The organism is Loigolactobacillus bifermentans DSM 20003 (genome assembly GCF_001434575.1).
Classification (GTDB): domain Bacteria; phylum Bacillota; class Bacilli; order Lactobacillales; family Lactobacillaceae; genus Loigolactobacillus; species Loigolactobacillus bifermentans.
In genome coordinates this window covers 118,854-134,672 of sequence record NZ_AZDA01000046.1, presented here as the reverse complement: position 1 = coordinate 134,672, position 15,819 = coordinate 118,854, and the positions used below count along the sequence as shown (strand labels likewise).

Genomic DNA, 15,819 nt, shown 5'->3' with positions numbered 1-15,819 from the left:
ATCCAAAATCGGCTTTCAAAATTTGGCCTATTAAAGCTTGGCAGGATTTGATATGCTAAAAACGAAAGGAGGCGCCATGTTTCCTACGAGGGAGATTGCGCCCGTAGGAATGGACATCCTCCGGAAATGAGAGTTTGCGAAAGCAAAATAGTCCTTAGCGTGTTTAGGAGGCGCCATGTTTCCTACGAGGGTGATTGCGCCCGTAGGAATGGACATCCTCCGGAAATGAGAGTTTGCGAAAGCAAAGTAGTCCTTAGCGTGTTTAGGAGGTGGTTTCATGCTTGAAGTGAGCCAGTTAAGCAAATCATTTGGGAATTTAAAGGCACTACAAGATGTCAACTTTACCGTCAAACCAGGTGAAATCATGGGGTTGATCGGGCAAAATGGTGCGGGAAAGTCGACGACGTTTCACAGTATTTTACAGTTCCTTCATTATGATGGTCAGATTACCTGGCAACACCGGCCAATTACCGAAGCGGTATTTGACACCATCGGTTATTTACCGGAAGAGCGCAGTTTAATGCCAAAGTTAACGGTGGCGCAGCAAATTTTATATTTGGCTCGACTTAAAAATCAAGCGACCAAAACGATTCGTGCTGAAATTGGGCCGTGGCTAGACCGTTTTGAAGTGAAGGGCCAGCCGAACAGTAAGATCAAAGCGCTATCTAAAGGAAATCAGCAAAAGGTACAGTTGATCTGTACGTTGATCCATCAACCGAAATTAATTATTTTAGATGAACCCTTTAGCGGATTGGACCCAGTGAATGTGGCCTTGTTGGAAACGGCGATTTTAAACGCTCGGGACCAAGGGGCAGCGATTATTTTTTCCAGTCATGATATGGGGAATGTGTCAGCGTTATGCGATCATTTGGTAATGCTCAATCGTGGTGAAATGGTGTTACATGGTGAGTTACAAGCAATTCGTGAACAATTTGGCAAAACCGTGATCACAGTGACCACCGATTGGTCCGTTGAACGGCTACAAACGTTGCCAACCGTTACTGAGGTTCATGCGTTAACGCCAGGCCGGTATCGACTGATCATTGCTGATCCAGCCGCTGGGCCAACGATTTTTCAGGCCTTATCGCAAGGACGTTATATTGAAGAATTTAGTCAACAGCCGCCAAGCTTAGATCAGATCTTTAAATTAAAGGCAGGTGCCAACCATGCATAAATTAAAAATTGTGGCGGCAGATACTTATTTTCGTCAGATCAAATCATGGAGTTTTGTGATCTTAGTGTTAGCGCCATTTCTTTTCGCAGCGTTATCCCTAGGGCTCGGTTATGTGTCGGCAACCTCGGCTGTCAAGCACGATAAAGTGGCAGTGGTGTCGCAAAATCAGGGCTTGCGTCAAGCCATTTTAAAGCAGTTTGATCAAGCGGAACGCCAAAAACAGGTGACCACAGTGGCTCAGGCAAAACGGGCTGTGAAAGCAAATCGCATAAAAGGCTATGTGGTGGTCACCCAGCGCCAACAGCAATTGCAAGCACACTACCGCGGTGATCAAACTTTAAGCACCAGCCAAGTGGCGCAGGTGAAACAAGTTTTAACGCAATATCAAACGCGATTAAATGTTCAAGCGGCAGGCCTAACAGCGAAGCAATGGCAGCAGCTACAGCAACAACCGACTTTGACCCAATCTGTGTCTCAACAGACAGCCCAAGCTAAAACTGGACAAAAAATCTCATTTTACGTTTTGGTTTTCATGGTGTACATGATCATCATCACGTATTCGTCGATCACGGCTCAAGAGATTGCCTCTGAAAAAGGAACGAAGATCATGGAAGTGATTTTTTCTAGCACCACCGCGGCCAAGTATTTTTGTGGCAAGATTTTAGGGATGTTGGGGGTGATTTTGACGCAAATCGTCATTTATTTAGTGGGAGGCGGTCTGTGTTTCTTATTGGCCCAACGACTGGATAAATTACAACCGGTATTCACGCAATTTAAACCATTGATCCACAGCGTGCTTCACAATCTGATTAACATTAATTTAATTTTCTTATTGTTAGGCGTGGTATTGTATACTATTTTGGCGGCTTTCAGTGGGGCATTGGTGGCGAAGGCTGAAGATGCACCAAAGGCCGCTTATCCAGCTACTTATTTAAGTATGTTTGCCTTTTTCATTAGTTTTCCGTTTCAAGATAATGCTGGTGCGCTGACGGCTAAAATTTTATCGTACGTCCCATTTTTCTCTTCTTATTTTATGCCGGTGCGCTTGATTGCCCATCATGCGACGATGATGGAAGCCGGACTGTCTCTGTTGATCTTGGTCGCAACGATATTCGGTTTGATTTGGTATATTAGTCGCATCTATCAAGGTTTGATTTTACAAGCAGATGAAGGCAGTTTCTGGAAACGATTCAAACGGGGACTGGCGTATCATTAACTGTTTGATCGTTGCCGGCTGTACAGGCTGACATGAACGGCCAACAAAAGCGCTGAGTGGTAGCAGCTATGGTAATAGCGCCGGCAGTCACTTTTTTTAAATAAGACTTGAAATTCAGGCGGTGGCAGTTTATCTTAGAAATTATGTGGTTAAACGGGAAAGCTGGCGACGCAAATGTATTATGAATTTCAAATTGGCAATTTATTTTTAATTTTAGGCGTCATTGCAGTTTGCAAATGGCTAAGTGATAAAATGTTAACCTTACAAATTACACCTGCAAAGGTCGACTTGACCATTGCGTCAGTGTTGTTTGGCATGTTACTTTTTTTACACGCCGAAGTGGTGACTTTTAAAAGTTTTCACTTAGGGGCTTTTTCCTTTGACTGGACCTTTTTGAATATGCAGATCATCTTGTTCATTTATTTGGCGGTAACGGTATCCTCTCGAATTGGGATGGTGTTTTTAACAGGTACTTTAATCTTATTTTATTGGGAACGTGGCTTTTTTCATTATTGGCAGGCCTGGCTGACTTTTTGCGTTGTGTTAGGAATTTCGCTTGCCATGTGTCACTATGCAGCAGCAGTATTGCGGCACTTTTGGCGCAGTTATCTGGTGTCTGTCCTGTTATGCTTCACGATTTGGGCAACAACGGCACTTACGATCACGCGCGATAGTGTCGGGGATTGGGTAATCAACTTTGGGCTATTCAGCTTACAGTTTATCATTGTAAATGCGTTTAACATTCGGTTACAGCGGGATTATAACCGTGAGATGATGTTGGCCAAACAGGCAAATTATGATGAGCTCACAGGTTTGAAAAATTTTCGCGCTTTTCGGGCTGATCTTAATCAGCGCTATACTGATTTTCGACAGCGCAACAGTCGCTTTGTGTTGGTCACCATGGACATCGATCATTTTAAAGTTGTGAATGATACTTATGGCCATTTGATTGGAAATGACGTTTTGCGACAAACCGCTGAAGTCCTGCGGCAAGTCGTTCAGTTGGAACCAGCTTGTAACGGCGCTTATCGGACGGGTGGCGAAGAGTTTAGCCTCTTATTAACGCAACAGGATGATATTTGGTTGCAAAATTTATGTCGGCATTTACAAGATCTCATACGCCAGCAACGCTGCCAAACGGCGCAAGGCACGGTTCGTTGGACCATGTCGTTAGGCTGTGATGTGATCTTAGCTGGTGACAGTGGGTACATGGAAGTTTATCGGCGAGCGGATAAAAGCTTATATGCTTCAAAGGAAAATGGTCGTGATCAAACGACGATTTGTGGCACCCGGTTAGCGGTTCATGCATGATGCGCTTAATTATCAAGGTGGGACGTTGGAATGGCGTTCCGCCTATTTTTGTGGGCTAACAGTAGTGTGCCGTTGCAAAATACAAGGACATTGAGGCGCAGAAAGCAGTTCGGATACTTTTTATCGAAAATAATAAAATTATGAGATGAACCGAATGCTGGTGGCGTTTATCTAATGGCGTGAATCCGTGATTACCCTAAAATTTTGAAAGAACCTACTCAAATAAACATGACTGTGTTAGAATTCTATTAAATCAATATGAGAAAAAATACTGATTTATCATAGATAATTCATTTGGAAGGGGTCTTTTAAATGACGGAAAAGTCAAAAAAAGATTTGAGAATCAGAAGTCATGTTTACGATGGCATGGTCCGCTCACCAAACCGGGCATTGATGCGTGCCACTGGCATGCAAGATGAAGATTTTGAAAAACCAATCGTCGGGGTAATCAGCACTTGGTCTGAAAACACCCCTTGTAACATGCACCTACGTGGTTTAGGCGAAAAGGCCAAACAAGGTGTGATCACAGCTGGTGGTTGGCCGGTTCAATTTGGGACGATCACGGTTTCTGATGGGATCGCTATGGGAACGCCTGGGATGCGCTTTTCATTACCATCACGGGATGTGATCGCAGATTCTGTTGAAGCAGCCGTTCGCGGGCATAACTGTGACGCCTTTGTGGCAGTTGGCGGGTGTGACAAGAACATGCCTGGGAGCTTGATTGCCATGGCAAATTCTGATATTCCAGCGATTTTCGTTTATGGTGGCACGATTTCACCTGGTAAATTAGACGGTGAAGACATTGACTTAGTGTCCGTTTTTGAGGCGGTGGGTCAATGGAATCACGGCGATATTGATGCTGAAAAGGTTAAGCAGATCGAATGTAACGCCTGTCCTGGCCCTGGTGGATGCGGTGGGATGTACACTGCCAACACGATGGCTTCTGCCATTGAGGCGATGGGGATGAGCCTACCTGGTTCGGCCTCTCATCCAGCAACCACTGAAGCCAAGCAAAAAGATGTTGAAGCCGCCGGTGAAGCGGTTTTGAAATTACTTGAAAAGGGTATTTATCCGAAAGATATTTTAACCCGAGACGCCTTTGAAAATGCGCTAACCGTGGTTATGGCGTTAGGTGGCTCGACCAACTCCGTGTTGCATTTGTTGGCCATTGCCCATGCGGCTAATGTTGATTTAACCATTGATGATTTCAACACATTCCAGGCCAAAGTGCCGCATTTAGCTGACTTAAAGCCAAGTGGTCAGTACGTCTTCCAAGACTTGTACAATGTTGGTGGGGTTTCTGCTGTGATGAAATACTTGTTAGCTAACGGTTATTTACATGGCGATTGCTTAACGGTTACTGGGAAAACATTGGCTGAAAACTTAGCTGATGAACCTGATTTAACGCCTGGTCAAAAAGTAATCATGCCATTGGATCATCCAAAACGTAAAGATGGCCCACTGTTGATTTTACATGGGAACTTAGCCCCTGAAGGTGCTGTGATCAAGGTAGCCGGGGTAAAAGTACGGCGGCATGAAGGGCCAGCTAAGGTCTTTAACAGTGAAGACGAAGCTGTTGAGGCCGTTTTGGCAGATAAAGTTGTCGATGGCGATGTCTTAGTCATTCGTTATGTCGGGCCAAAAGGTGGACCTGGGATGCCAGAAATGTTAGCCTTAACTGGGATCTTAGTTGGGAAAGGCCAAGGCGATTCGGTTGCCTTACTGACAGACGGACGTTTCTCCGGTGGCAGTCACGGTTTCGTAGTTGGTCACATTGCCCCTGAAGCCCAAGATGGTGGGCCAATTGCTTATTTACACGATGGTGATACGGTGATCATCGACCAAGATACCAAAGAAATTACCATGAAAGTTTCTGATGCAGAGTTGGCGAAACGGAAGGCTGAAACTAAGATTCCACCATTGTATTCACGTGGTGTTTTAGGTAAATATGCCCATTTGGTTTCCAGCGCGGCGACTGGTGCAACAACCGATTTTTGGAAACCTGAAAAATAGCTTTGATAAAAGGATGCAACTGGGTTGCATTCCTTTTTTTAACGGGAAGGTGATTAAATGCGTGAGGATATTCAATTAGATGAACGAGCAGCAGCCATTAGTGATCAACTTGTGGCGCAGTTTGAAAAGATTTATGATGAGGAACTCGGGTTGGATATTTATAATCTAGGGTTTTTATATGGGATTAAGCTAGATGAAGCGGGGAACTGTGAGGTAACCATGACCTTTTCTGAAATGGGTTGTGGCTGTTTAACGGACATGCCCAAGGACATTGAAGCGGCATTAACCAAGATTCCTGAAATCAAAACTGTTCATGTAGAAGTCGTTTGGGAGCCTAGTTGGACTTTGACACGGATCAGTCGCATGGGGCGCATTGCATTAGGGATTAGTGTGGCGCATCGCACGAAGTGATGGCTAAACCGTTGTGACAAAAAAAGACACCTGCCGCTCTTTGCAGATGCCTCACTTCTCCACGAATAAAGTCATTCAAATCGTGATAATACTATGGGGTTTGAGAAGCAATGAACAGCATAGCACGGAACTGTTGTGAATACAATGGTTTTTTGCTTAAAAATCGTTATTTTCAGTAAAGTAATCTTTCTGAAAATGCGATTTTTTTAGTGTCAACCATCATCACGTAACCATCTGGCTATCATCCGGCGATGATTTTTGATACGATAGGGCTAAAGCCATAAAGGGGCGATTCTATGTTGATCAAATCAATTCCATTTAAAAATGTTTATATGAAAATTGAAGCCGCTGACCTGAAAAAAATCAGCGTCCCAGCGTTGCCAACTGGTTTTCGTTACCGCTTTTTTCAGCCTGGTGATGAACAGTATTGGGCACAGATCGAAACCGCTGTTGGTGAATTTGAAACGGAAGCCGATGCATTACGCTATTTTACCCAAGCTTACCTGATCAATGTGCCGGCCTTGCAACAACGTTTGGTATTTGTGGTAAATGGGGAGGATCAGCCTGTTGCAACAGCCAATGCGTATTTCATTGATACTCCGCAGTATGGCCATCAAGAAGCCCTTCAGTGGGTCAGTGTCCGGCCCGATTATCAAAAGCGAGGCTTAGGCAAGGCGGTGGTGTCAAAGGCGCTAGCCTTGTTTCCGGCATTAGCGCCAGATTCACCGGTGATGTTGCATACGCAAACTTGGAGCTATCCAGCAATTTTACTCTATCATCGGTTAGGCTTTTATATTGCCAAAACAGAACATTTGGCTTCTAATTCATATCGTAATGGTGGCGTACAGTTTGTGGACCACCCAAGTGATTTTGAGGCCGCCAAAGCGGTATTGGCACAGGTACTAACCCTCGAACAATTAACCGCGTTGTATGCCAATGCCCGTTAAAAAAGCGTTAAGCCTATGAGTGGCCTAACGCTTTTTTAACGTCATGACGTAATTGATGATGGTTGGCACTTAAGAAAAAGACCAAGAACACCACGCTCACAATGGCCTGTAGCCAAGGGAGCAGTTGCTTAAAATTTATGCCTAAAAGCACCAAACTGCCTAACAACGCAAAGGTAACAGCCAGTGTGAGCCAAATAATTTTTTCAACAAATCCTTCAGTTTTCATGAAAAGCCAATCGCTCCTTAAATGAAATCAACCATTCTATCCTAAAGAGATTGATATCAAATAGCAAGCGATAACACTTATTTTTCATGAAAAGTTTAATTTAAGCGTACTTATGAGCCATTTTACCTGCGACTGCAGATGCTAAGGCACCGACTAAGTCATCAATAAAGGTATCCACATGTTCATCTGAGTTATCCAAGCGGCCAATAATACCAGGTTTGGTACGGTCTAAGTAGCCGTAGTTGGTGATGCCAATGGAGCCAGACAGTTGGGCAATACCCAGCGAAATGGTTTCATCGACTCCAAAAACCCCAACGTCATTGCGAATAATGTCATTTAAAGGTTCGGGTAATTGATTTTGTTCAGCGAGTTTGTCCAGTGCCAGGCCCACCATGGCATTATTTAAAAATTCCCGTTTGTGCATGACGTTGATCACTTCAGCCTCAAACTGGGCCACTGTTACGTCAGGCAAAAAACGGTGCTGTAGACCATAGATCACTTCTGCAATGGCATGCGGGGTGATCTGTTTGCGCTGGAATTCTTGATTCACAAATTCAAATGCCTTGCTGTCTGGATATTTATAATGAGGATTCATAACCATTTGAAAGACTTCCTTTTTGATGAACTGGGTTGTAACCGTTCCCTTAATTATACCATAGTCGCTGGCACGTCGGATTTGCTGGCTTTAGCGTAATTTAAAGATAGAAGGGAAGTGGCAACATGCGTACAAAACAATGGTGGACGGGATCACCTGAAGCAAACGCTTATTATCAAACCGAATGGGGACGACCTGAGCATGATGATCAACGCTTATTTGAAATACTAGCACTATTAATGTTTCAAGCGGGTCTCAGTTGGCGGACAGTTTTACGAAAGCGGCCTGCGTTACGGCAGGCATTTGCGCAGTTTGAACCTGCCCGTGTAAGCCGAATGCAGGCAACCGACATTGAACGGTTACTGCGAGACCCAAAATTGATTCGCAATCGGCGCAAAATTGAAGCAGTGATCCATAATGCGCAAGTGGTACAGCACGTTCAAACGCAATTTGGCAGTTTTGATCAGTTTGTGTGGGACATCGTCGATGGGCAGCCAATTGTGGCACCAACAACCGATTTGACTAAAATAGCACGACAAACGCCCTTATCTAAAAAGGCGGCCATTGTGTTTAAACAAAATGGCTTTACCTTTGTTGGCCCAACGCTGCTTTACAGTTTTATGCAGGCCGCTGGGCTTGTTGACCATTATTTGGAATCTCCAAAATAGTGAGCAAATTGTTGTTGTAGCTGTGTTCGTGTTTGAGGGCCCACCAAGGCACCGACGATTTTACCTTGGCGCTTAAACAGCAAGGTTGGGGCTTGCGTCACACCTAATAGCTGTGCAATTTGTGGTTCTTGATTTACCGTCAAACAGTAGAAGCTTAGTTTGGGATACTGTGGGGCTAGTTGTGTGAGCAAGGCCGACATGGTGCGGCAAGGTGCACAAAAGTCCATTTTAAATTCAATCACACAGTCGCCAGCAGCAGTCGCCGCGGCATAAGTTGTATCGTGTAAGGGTTGCATAACAACGCCGCCTTTCAGTTTCATTGAACGGCTTTAGGCCGTGTATGTCAACTGAAGTGTCGACGCTAATTGAATAAAAAAGTAATTAATTTGAAAACGATTAAATCGTAAAATGATTCGAAATGGTGGCTAATTATTGGTAAGAATCACAAGCCGTTACCTTTAAAAAATGCTCAGCGTACTAATAAAATATCGTATTCAAATATTCGTTAAATTGATATTCTCTGAGTTAATGTTATGATCACTTTATCGAATGTTAGATTTTATCACATGAGCTCTGATAGGGGATGTTTCAATGCGAATACGTTGGGTGATACAAGTGCTTGTTTTGATCTTGTGTGGCATTTTGATCAATTGCTTGCGTACGACAACAAGTCATGCAACTTCAAAAACATATGTGATTGGAACAGATGTGACTTATCCGCCGTTTGAATTTGCGAATCAAAAGAATCGTTACGTTGGCATTGATATTGATTTAATGAAAGCCATCGCAAAACAAGAAGGTTTTAAGGTGAAAATTAAACCATTAGCGTTTAATGCAGCGATTCAAGCCTTAGAATCCGGGCAAATCGACGGTTTGATTGCTGGCTTAACCATTACACCGGCACGGCGCGTGAAGTTCGATTTTTCAACACCTTATTACAAAACTGGGACAATTATGGCAGTCGCTAAAAATAGCAAGGTGCACAGTTTAAAGCAGTTGCGTGGTAAGCGTGTTGCCATTAAAACTGGGACAGCCGGTGCAACCTATGCTAACAGCATTAAGCACAAGTATGGGTTTAAAACGGTAACGTTTGATGATTCGGATAACATGTATCAGGATGTTGTTACCGGTAATTCAGCCGCATGTTTTGAAGACCAACCGGTGATGCAATACAGTATTCAGCAAGGTATGAAGTTAAAAATCGTAACGCAACCAACGGAAAATGGCAATTATGGGTTTGCGGTTAAAAGAGGGCAAAATCAAGCCCTATTAAAGGCTTTTAATCGTGGGTTTAGCACATTGCAACACAATGGTCAGTTTGCAACGATTCAGCAGCGCTACTTAGGTCATTCACAACGAAAAAGGTCGGGACAAGCTCAAAAAAAGGCCCGTGGGTTTACAGCTTTATTGAAACAAAATCAACACGCCTTGTGGCATGGGTTTCAAACAACCATGTTACTGACGATCTTTGGGATTGTTTGTGCCACGCTTTTTGGCTTGATTATTGGGTTGTTAGGTGTCTTACCTAACAAAGTAACACAAGCAAGCTCGAATATTGTGATCTATTTTTTCCGTGGCCTACCGTTGCTGGTATTGGCGCTGTTTATTTATACCGGCATTCCCAGTTTGACTGGTCATAAAATATCAGCTTTTGTGGCAGGTATTTTGACCTTAACCCTAGATGAAGGAGCTTATGTTGCTGCATTCGTTCGTGGAGGCATAGAAGCCGTTGATCCAGGCCAAATGGAGGCAGCCCGGAGTTTAGGTGTTACGTATGGTCGATCACTATTAAAAGTAATTCTGCCGCAAGGCGTACGACTTATGGTACCATCGTTTATCAATCAATTTATTATGACACTAAAAGATACCTCGATTTTATCGGTGATCGGCCTGTTGGAACTCACCCAAACCGGCAAGGTGATTATTGCCCGTAACTTGGAAGGTTTCAAAATTTGGACCATCATTGCAATGATTTATATCGCCATGATTACCTTGTTAACTTGGTTGTCAAATTTTGTTCAAAAACGATTAAAAGTTTAACTTAAAAGAGAGAAGCGATGTCCGATGATGATGACTTATCCAGCGTTTGTTTACGCCGCCACCCAGGCTGGTGGCGAATTCCTCGTTTATTTTCCAGATTGGGGTGGCCGCAGTATTCAGGCAACGACATTAACCGCAGCCTTGGCCACGGCGCAGCAGGTATTAGTTCAACGGCTGCAACGACGGCTGCAACAACGGCAATCGTTGCCCCAAAGCACGCCAGTCGCATGTTTATCACTGGTACGTGACAATCCATTTAAGTGCTGTGTTGATTTTCAGTACGCACAACAAAGCTCATTTGTGACCTCGATTTCAGTGTCTGTCCACAGTCGACTGACGACGATTCCAATTCATCAAACCGCGTAACCAGATAAAATAAAACGTATTGACTAAAAAGCTGTACTGAGTCAATACGTTTTTTAAATTTTAATGAGTTTGTGAATCAATATATCCAAAATCAATTCCTAGTTTGATGTAAAGCATTTGGAAACATGTACCACAACGAATTCGGTTACAAGTCTTGTTAAACAAAAGATAAAACCGATTTCACAAGATGGCTGTCAACACGCCTATTTTGGCCGTAATACTTAAAAAATATTTAGAATCCGAGATGAATTAGTGATTTTTTTATTTAAATGATATATAATCACATTGTGGCAGTGATATAATTTTTTATATTAATTCTATAAAAATTAAGTATCTAGTCCAAAAGGGAGGCGCGGTGCATGGCAACGCAAAGTCAAGTCATTCGTTTAATGGGCACGATTATCACCATTCAGATCACCCATGATGATCCGGCACCGTTACTGACGCAGGTGGTTCAGCAGTTGCAATCTTATGAGCAACGTTTTAATGCCAATACGCTGGACTCTGAATTAGGGCAGGTGAACCAACAGGCGGGGCTTGCACCAGTCGTTGTGGATCCGGCTTTATATCACTTGATTGACATTGGTGTTCAGGCCAGCTTACCGGCACAGGATAACTTGAATATTGCCTTAGGACCGCTGGTGCAGGCTTGGCGCATTGGATTTGACGATGCGCATGTGCCTACGCAAACGGCGATCCACCAAGCTTTGGCACTGTCTGATCCACATGATATTATGCTTGATGCAAGTCAACACAGTGTTTTCTTGAAAAAGGCAGGTATGTGGCTCGATCTCGGTGCCTTGGCCAAAGGTTACTTTGCGGATTTGATTGCTGAATTTTTAAAGCAACATGCGGTAACAGCTGCTTTGATCAATTTAGGCGGCAATGTGGTGGTGTTTGGTCCCAATCCAAACCGGCCAACAGGTCAGTGGCAAATTGGGATTCAAGATCCAAGTCGTTCGCGTGGTCAGTATCGCTTGATCGTGCCGGTTCAAGATCGCTCGGTTGTGACCTCAGGGATTTATGAACGACACCTGACACAAAACGGCCATGATTATCACCATATTTTAGATCGTCAAACGGGTTATCCAGTCACAACGGATGTAACCAGTTTAACGATTTTGTCAGACCGTTCGCTTGATGGTGAATTATGGACCACACGCTTATTTGGAACATCACGGAATCACATCATGGCCACACTTGCTGTTACACCAGGAATTGATGGTATTGTTATGACTCAAGATGGTCGCGTGACAACCACGTTGCCACCAACGGCTTACCATTTATTATAGAAGTCTTTAAAATCAGAACAGGAGGCTTATGCCCATGAGAAAATTTATCGCACTAGTTGGCACCAACACAACAAACTCTACCAACCGTAAGTTACTACAGTACATGCAACGTCATTTTGCAGACCAAGCTGAAATTGAATTAATGGAAGTTTCTGGTTTACCAATGTTTAATAAACCGCGGAATATGAAAGTACCTGATCAAGCTTTGGCAATGGCGGAAAAAATTGAAGCATCTGATGGGGTGATCATTAGCACACCAGAATATGATCATGCTGTACCTGCTATTTTAATGAATGCTTTGGCTTGGTTGTCCTATGGCATTCAGCCTTTAATGGACAAACCAGTCATGGTGGTCGGCGCCTCTTTTGGTGCATTAGGCACATCGCGGGCGCAAGGACATTTACGTCAAATCTTAGACTCACCTGAAATTCGGGCGCGCATCATGCCAAGTTCTGAATATCGGGTCGGTAGCGTCTTAAAAGTCTTGGATGAAAATGGGAACTTAACCGATGATAAATTAGTTGAACATTTGGATGCTTTATTTGCAGATTTCCAACGTTTTGTTGAAATTTCAGACGAACTCTGGCACACGGCACAGTTCGACAAACAAAACGCCACGCAAGCATAGTAACGTTATAATAGACCTGATTACAATTTAATTAAGAGGAGTGTCATCATGAAATTAGTCGGAATTGCAGGGACCACTGAAGAAGTCTCTTACAACAAAATGTTGCTTCAATACATTGCCAATCAATTTAGTGATTTAGTCGACGTGGAAATCTTAAGCATTGATGATCTACCAATGTTTGATCAAGATAATGACCAAACCAACAGTGGCGCCATTCAATATTTAAACCGCAAGATCAAAGCCGCAGACGGCGTGATCATTGCCACACCAGAACACAACCATACCACCACACCAGCTTTAAAGAGTCTGATCGAATGGTTATCCTATAAAATCCATCCGTTAACAGACAAGCCTATTTTACTGGTTGGCGCTTCTTACTATGATCAAGGCTCATCTCGGGCCCAATTAAACTTGCGCCAAATTTTGGAATCACCAGGGGTCAATGCCGTTGTGATGCCAAGCAATGAATTTTTACTGGCTAATGTGAAAACAGCTTTTGATGAAAATGGGAACTTAAAAGATGCTGGGACTGTGAAATTCTTAGGCAGTACGTTACAGAAGTTCCATAGTTTCGTAAAAGTGATTAACACCATGAATGTTGTGGCTAAAGAAGATGCCGCCCAACAAGAAGACTTAACCGCTTCTGGCAAGATTTCAACCACCATTGAAGGCGTTGAAATGACGGACGAACATTGGGTTGAAAAGGCCGCTGAAAAGGTCCACGCCGTTTCTGGCAACACTTATGTGAAGTTAGACCGTGGGATCTTAACGGTTGATCAATTGAATTATTTCTTAAATTCGATGCCAATGGAATTGACTTATGCGGATAGCAATAACCAGTTCATTTATTACAACAACATGGCACCAACTGAAGAAATGTTGGCACCACGTCGGCCAGGCCAAGCAGGCGATCCGTTAGAAAGCGTTCACCCTAAGCGCGCCGTGAAACATGTAAAGCAAGTGATCCATGCTTTGCGGACCGGAAAGACCCCAATGGTCCAAATGCCTGTTCCAGGGAACACTGCCGACAAGTATGTTATGCATTACTATAAAGCCATGCATGATGAAAACGGTGATTATGCTGGGATCAATGAATTGGTCTTAGACATTATGCCAATCGTCAAGAAATTCTTGCAACGGACAGGTCAAAAATTAGTGGCCGATCCAGATGCTAAGGCTGATACTGGCGCCGGTGCTTCTCAAAAAGCGCCTGTTGCTGATGCCGATGCTGGTGCTTCTGAAAAGGCGGCACCTGCTGATACAGAGGCCAGTGCTTCTGTTGATGAACCAGCACCTGAAGCACCTGCTAAGCCAGCTGCAACAGATACAGAAAGCAGCGCTTCAATTAACGATTAATGAGAATCTGAATTTTGAACAAAAGGCGTCTTACTAAGGGTGAGACGCTTTTTGTGTGGCAATCATTTCAAAAAACATGGCGATTTTCTAACAAAATTGACAGCGGATTCAAAGAAAATTCAGGTAAAATTCATACAACGATTATCGAACGTTTTGTGAGAAAGGATTCGCGATGCAGACTCAAAAGTTAAGTACACGTAATTTAATCTTTATTGGGATGATGTTATTCGGCTTGTTCTTTGGTGCCGGTAATTTGATTTTTCCTGTTTTTGTTGGTCAACAAGCCGGACATGCTTTTTGGCCGGCCTTGTTTGGTTTTCTGATTTCTGGTGTTGGGTTACCTTTATTAGGGGTAATGGCCATTGGCATCACCAAGGTCAGTGGCGTTTTTGGCCTTGCCCAAAAGGTCGGGCGGCCTTATGCTTATGCCTTTACCATTTTGTTGTATCTGTGCATTGGCCCGTTGTTTGCGTTACCGCGGTTGGCCTCCATTTCATTTACAGTGGGGCTGGCACCATTTGTACCAGCGCCACAGCAAGGCCACGGTTTGTTACTTTACTCGCTTTTATTTTTCGGTGTGGCTTGGTTTTTTGCTCGGAAACCTAGCAAAATTATGACTTACGTTGGGAAAGTACTGACGCCTACCTTTTTAGTGTTGTTAGGTGTTTTATTGATCATGGTCGTTTTAAAACCAATGGGGACGGGGAAGGCAGCCGTTGGCGTTTATGCCACCACACCGATCAGTGCTGGGTTTACGGCAGGGTACTCCACCATGGATGCCTTGGCTGCCTTGGCGTTTGGTATCATTGTGGTGAATGCGTTGAAGAATTTAGGCATTACCCAGCCCACACAAATTGCCGTTTCCACCATGCGGGCCGGTGGCTTAGCCGTATTGCTGATGGCCGTAATCTATGGGTTGTTGGCACTGTTAGGCCGTAATGCCACCAGCCAGTTTGCACCAGCCGCAAATGGGGGACCGGTATTAGCCAATGTGGCCAACGCTTACTTCGGTCGCTTTGGCAATGTGTTACTGGCTGTGTTAGTGGTGATTGCTTGTTTGAAGACGGCCATTGGATTGATCACCGCTTTTGGGGACACTTTTAAAGCGTTGTTTCCCAAAATTCCATATGCAGCCTTGATTGGGCTTGCCAGTGCGGTGCCGTTGATTTTCGCTAATGTTGGTTTGGAACGGTTACTACAAATCTCAACTCCGATTTTGTATTTTATTTATCCGTTGGCCATTACACTGATTTTATTAGGGCTATTCAGTCGTTTCTTAGGCGAATCTCGCTGGCTATTTGGTACTGTGACGGTGTTCACGTTATTGCCGGCGCTGTTGGATAGCTTGAATGTGTTACCAGCAACGCTGCATCACGGTTGGATTGCTGCAGTGTTACGCCTGGGCCATTGGTTACCGGGTTTTAGTATGGGATTAGGTTGGTTGATACCGGCTTGTGTTGGCGTGGTCGTTGGTTTATTGCTGGCAAAGCTTAAAAACACTTAAAATTTAGCAGTTATCAAAAAAGACAAGCCACGTTGCGTGATGCGACGTTTGCTTGTCTTTTTTTGGTTAAAT

Annotated in this window: 16 protein-coding genes; 13 read left to right on the top strand and 3 right to left on the bottom strand. The window is 43.9% G+C overall.

Going from position 1 to position 15,819, the window contains the following annotated elements:
- Positions 1–277 precede the first annotated feature (277 nt).
- The 6 genes from FC07_RS07225 (at position 278) to FC07_RS07200 (ending at position 7,072) form a co-directional block, all read left to right on the top strand.
- Positions 278–1,174 carry an ABC transporter ATP-binding protein gene (locus FC07_RS07225; protein ID WP_057904458.1) on the top strand — a complete coding sequence of 299 codons (897 nt, stop codon included), beginning with the start codon at positions 278–280 and terminating at the stop codon, positions 1,172–1,174.
- Complete coding sequence (locus FC07_RS07220; RefSeq protein ID WP_057904457.1) at positions 1,167–2,390, top strand: ABC transporter permease; 1,224 nt, start codon at positions 1,167–1,169, stop codon at positions 2,388–2,390. Before FC07_RS07225 ends, FC07_RS07220 begins: the two co-directional genes overlap by 8 nt.
- A 174-nt stretch (positions 2,391–2,564) precedes the next feature.
- Entirely contained in the window at positions 2,565–3,701 is a 1,137-nt protein-coding gene (locus tag FC07_RS07215; protein WP_057904456.1) for a GGDEF domain-containing protein, read from the top strand.
- Positions 3,702–4,013: 312 nt separating this feature from the next.
- Positions 4,014–5,714 carry a dihydroxy-acid dehydratase gene (gene ilvD / locus FC07_RS07210; RefSeq protein WP_057904455.1) on the top strand — a complete coding sequence of 567 codons (1,701 nt, stop codon included), beginning with the start codon at positions 4,014–4,016 and terminating at the stop codon, positions 5,712–5,714.
- 57 nt (positions 5,715–5,771) lie between these two features.
- On the top strand, positions 5,772–6,125 hold the full coding sequence (locus tag FC07_RS07205) for a metal-sulfur cluster assembly factor (RefSeq protein ID WP_057904454.1): 354 nt from the start codon (positions 5,772–5,774) through the stop codon (positions 6,123–6,125).
- A gap of 296 nt (positions 6,126–6,421) precedes the next feature.
- Positions 6,422–7,072 (top strand): GNAT family N-acetyltransferase, encoded by a 651-nt coding sequence (locus FC07_RS07200; protein ID WP_057904453.1) that lies wholly within the window; start codon positions 6,422–6,424, stop codon positions 7,070–7,072.
- Positions 7,073–7,085: 13 nt separating this feature from the next.
- Here the strand turns inward: FC07_RS07200 and FC07_RS07195 are convergent, their stop codons facing one another.
- The gene (locus FC07_RS07195; protein ID WP_057904452.1) at positions 7,086–7,298 is read right to left on the bottom strand and encodes a hypothetical protein; all 213 of its coding nucleotides are present in this window, start codon (positions 7,296–7,298) and stop codon (positions 7,086–7,088) included.
- A gap of 100 nt (positions 7,299–7,398) precedes the next feature.
- Positions 7,399–7,899, bottom strand: coding sequence for a phosphatidylglycerophosphatase A family protein (locus tag FC07_RS07190; RefSeq protein WP_057904451.1), 501 nt, complete (start codon positions 7,897–7,899; stop codon positions 7,399–7,401).
- Between the two features lie 119 nt (positions 7,900–8,018).
- On the opposite strand from FC07_RS07190, the gene FC07_RS07185 reads away from it, so the two are divergent.
- On the top strand, positions 8,019–8,561 hold the full coding sequence (locus FC07_RS07185; protein WP_057904450.1) for a DNA-3-methyladenine glycosylase I: 543 nt from the start codon (positions 8,019–8,021) through the stop codon (positions 8,559–8,561).
- On the opposite strand, the gene FC07_RS07180 is transcribed toward FC07_RS07185, so the two are convergent.
- Positions 8,540–8,857 carry a thioredoxin family protein gene (locus FC07_RS07180; protein ID WP_162255869.1) on the bottom strand — a complete coding sequence of 106 codons (318 nt, stop codon included), beginning with the start codon at positions 8,855–8,857 and terminating at the stop codon, positions 8,540–8,542. The two genes, FC07_RS07185 and FC07_RS07180, sit on opposite strands and share 22 nt — an antisense overlap.
- Before the next feature lie 295 nt (positions 8,858–9,152).
- Here FC07_RS07180 and FC07_RS07175 point away from each other — a divergent pair, with 295 nt between their 5' ends.
- From FC07_RS07175 to brnQ, 6 genes are all read left to right on the top strand, one after another.
- Positions 9,153–10,601 (top strand): amino acid ABC transporter substrate-binding protein/permease, encoded by a 1,449-nt coding sequence (locus tag FC07_RS07175; protein WP_057904448.1) that lies wholly within the window; start codon positions 9,153–9,155, stop codon positions 10,599–10,601.
- 24 nt (positions 10,602–10,625) lie between these two features.
- The gene (locus FC07_RS07170) at positions 10,626–10,967 is read left to right on the top strand and encodes a hypothetical protein (RefSeq protein ID WP_057904447.1); all 342 of its coding nucleotides are present in this window, start codon (positions 10,626–10,628) and stop codon (positions 10,965–10,967) included.
- A gap of 359 nt (positions 10,968–11,326) precedes the next feature.
- Positions 11,327–12,259, top strand: coding sequence for an FAD:protein FMN transferase (locus tag FC07_RS07165; RefSeq protein ID WP_057904446.1), 933 nt, complete (start codon positions 11,327–11,329; stop codon positions 12,257–12,259).
- A 34-nt stretch (positions 12,260–12,293) separates the two neighbouring features.
- A complete protein-coding gene (locus tag FC07_RS07160; protein WP_057904445.1) occupies positions 12,294–12,887 on the top strand; it encodes an NADPH-dependent FMN reductase in 594 nt (197 codons plus the stop codon).
- 48 nt (positions 12,888–12,935) lie between these two features.
- Positions 12,936–14,243, top strand: a complete 1,308-nt coding sequence (locus tag FC07_RS07155; RefSeq protein ID WP_057904444.1) for an NAD(P)H-dependent oxidoreductase — start codon at positions 12,936–12,938, stop codon at positions 14,241–14,243.
- Between the two features lie 172 nt (positions 14,244–14,415).
- Entirely contained in the window at positions 14,416–15,747 is a 1,332-nt protein-coding gene (gene brnQ / locus FC07_RS07150) for a branched-chain amino acid transport system II carrier protein (RefSeq protein WP_057904443.1), read from the top strand.
- Positions 15,748–15,819: the final 72 nt, after the last annotated feature.

Coding starts and splice junctions, on each gene's coding strand:
- FC07_RS07225 (WP_057904458.1), top strand. CDS start 278: ATGCTTGAAGTGAGCCAGTTAAGCAAATCATTTGGGAATTTAAAGGCA.
- FC07_RS07220 (WP_057904457.1), top strand. CDS start 1,167: ATGCATAAATTAAAAATTGTGGCGGCAGATACTTATTTTCGTCAGATC.
- FC07_RS07215 (WP_057904456.1), top strand. CDS start 2,565: ATGTATTATGAATTTCAAATTGGCAATTTATTTTTAATTTTAGGCGTC.
- ilvD (WP_057904455.1), top strand. CDS start 4,014: ATGACGGAAAAGTCAAAAAAAGATTTGAGAATCAGAAGTCATGTTTAC.
- FC07_RS07205 (WP_057904454.1), top strand. CDS start 5,772: ATGCGTGAGGATATTCAATTAGATGAACGAGCAGCAGCCATTAGTGAT.
- FC07_RS07200 (WP_057904453.1), top strand. CDS start 6,422: ATGTTGATCAAATCAATTCCATTTAAAAATGTTTATATGAAAATTGAA.
- FC07_RS07195 (WP_057904452.1), bottom strand. CDS start 7,298: ATGAAAACTGAAGGATTTGTTGAAAAAATTATTTGGCTCACACTGGCT.
- FC07_RS07190 (WP_057904451.1), bottom strand. CDS start 7,899: ATGGTTATGAATCCTCATTATAAATATCCAGACAGCAAGGCATTTGAA.
- FC07_RS07185 (WP_057904450.1), top strand. CDS start 8,019: ATGCGTACAAAACAATGGTGGACGGGATCACCTGAAGCAAACGCTTAT.
- FC07_RS07180 (WP_162255869.1), bottom strand. CDS start 8,857: ATGCAACCCTTACACGATACAACTTATGCCGCGGCGACTGCTGCTGGC.
- FC07_RS07175 (WP_057904448.1), top strand. CDS start 9,153: ATGCGAATACGTTGGGTGATACAAGTGCTTGTTTTGATCTTGTGTGGC.
- FC07_RS07170 (WP_057904447.1), top strand. CDS start 10,626: ATGATGATGACTTATCCAGCGTTTGTTTACGCCGCCACCCAGGCTGGT.
- FC07_RS07165 (WP_057904446.1), top strand. CDS start 11,327: ATGGCAACGCAAAGTCAAGTCATTCGTTTAATGGGCACGATTATCACC.
- FC07_RS07160 (WP_057904445.1), top strand. CDS start 12,294: ATGAGAAAATTTATCGCACTAGTTGGCACCAACACAACAAACTCTACC.
- FC07_RS07155 (WP_057904444.1), top strand. CDS start 12,936: ATGAAATTAGTCGGAATTGCAGGGACCACTGAAGAAGTCTCTTACAAC.
- brnQ (WP_057904443.1), top strand. CDS start 14,416: ATGCAGACTCAAAAGTTAAGTACACGTAATTTAATCTTTATTGGGATG.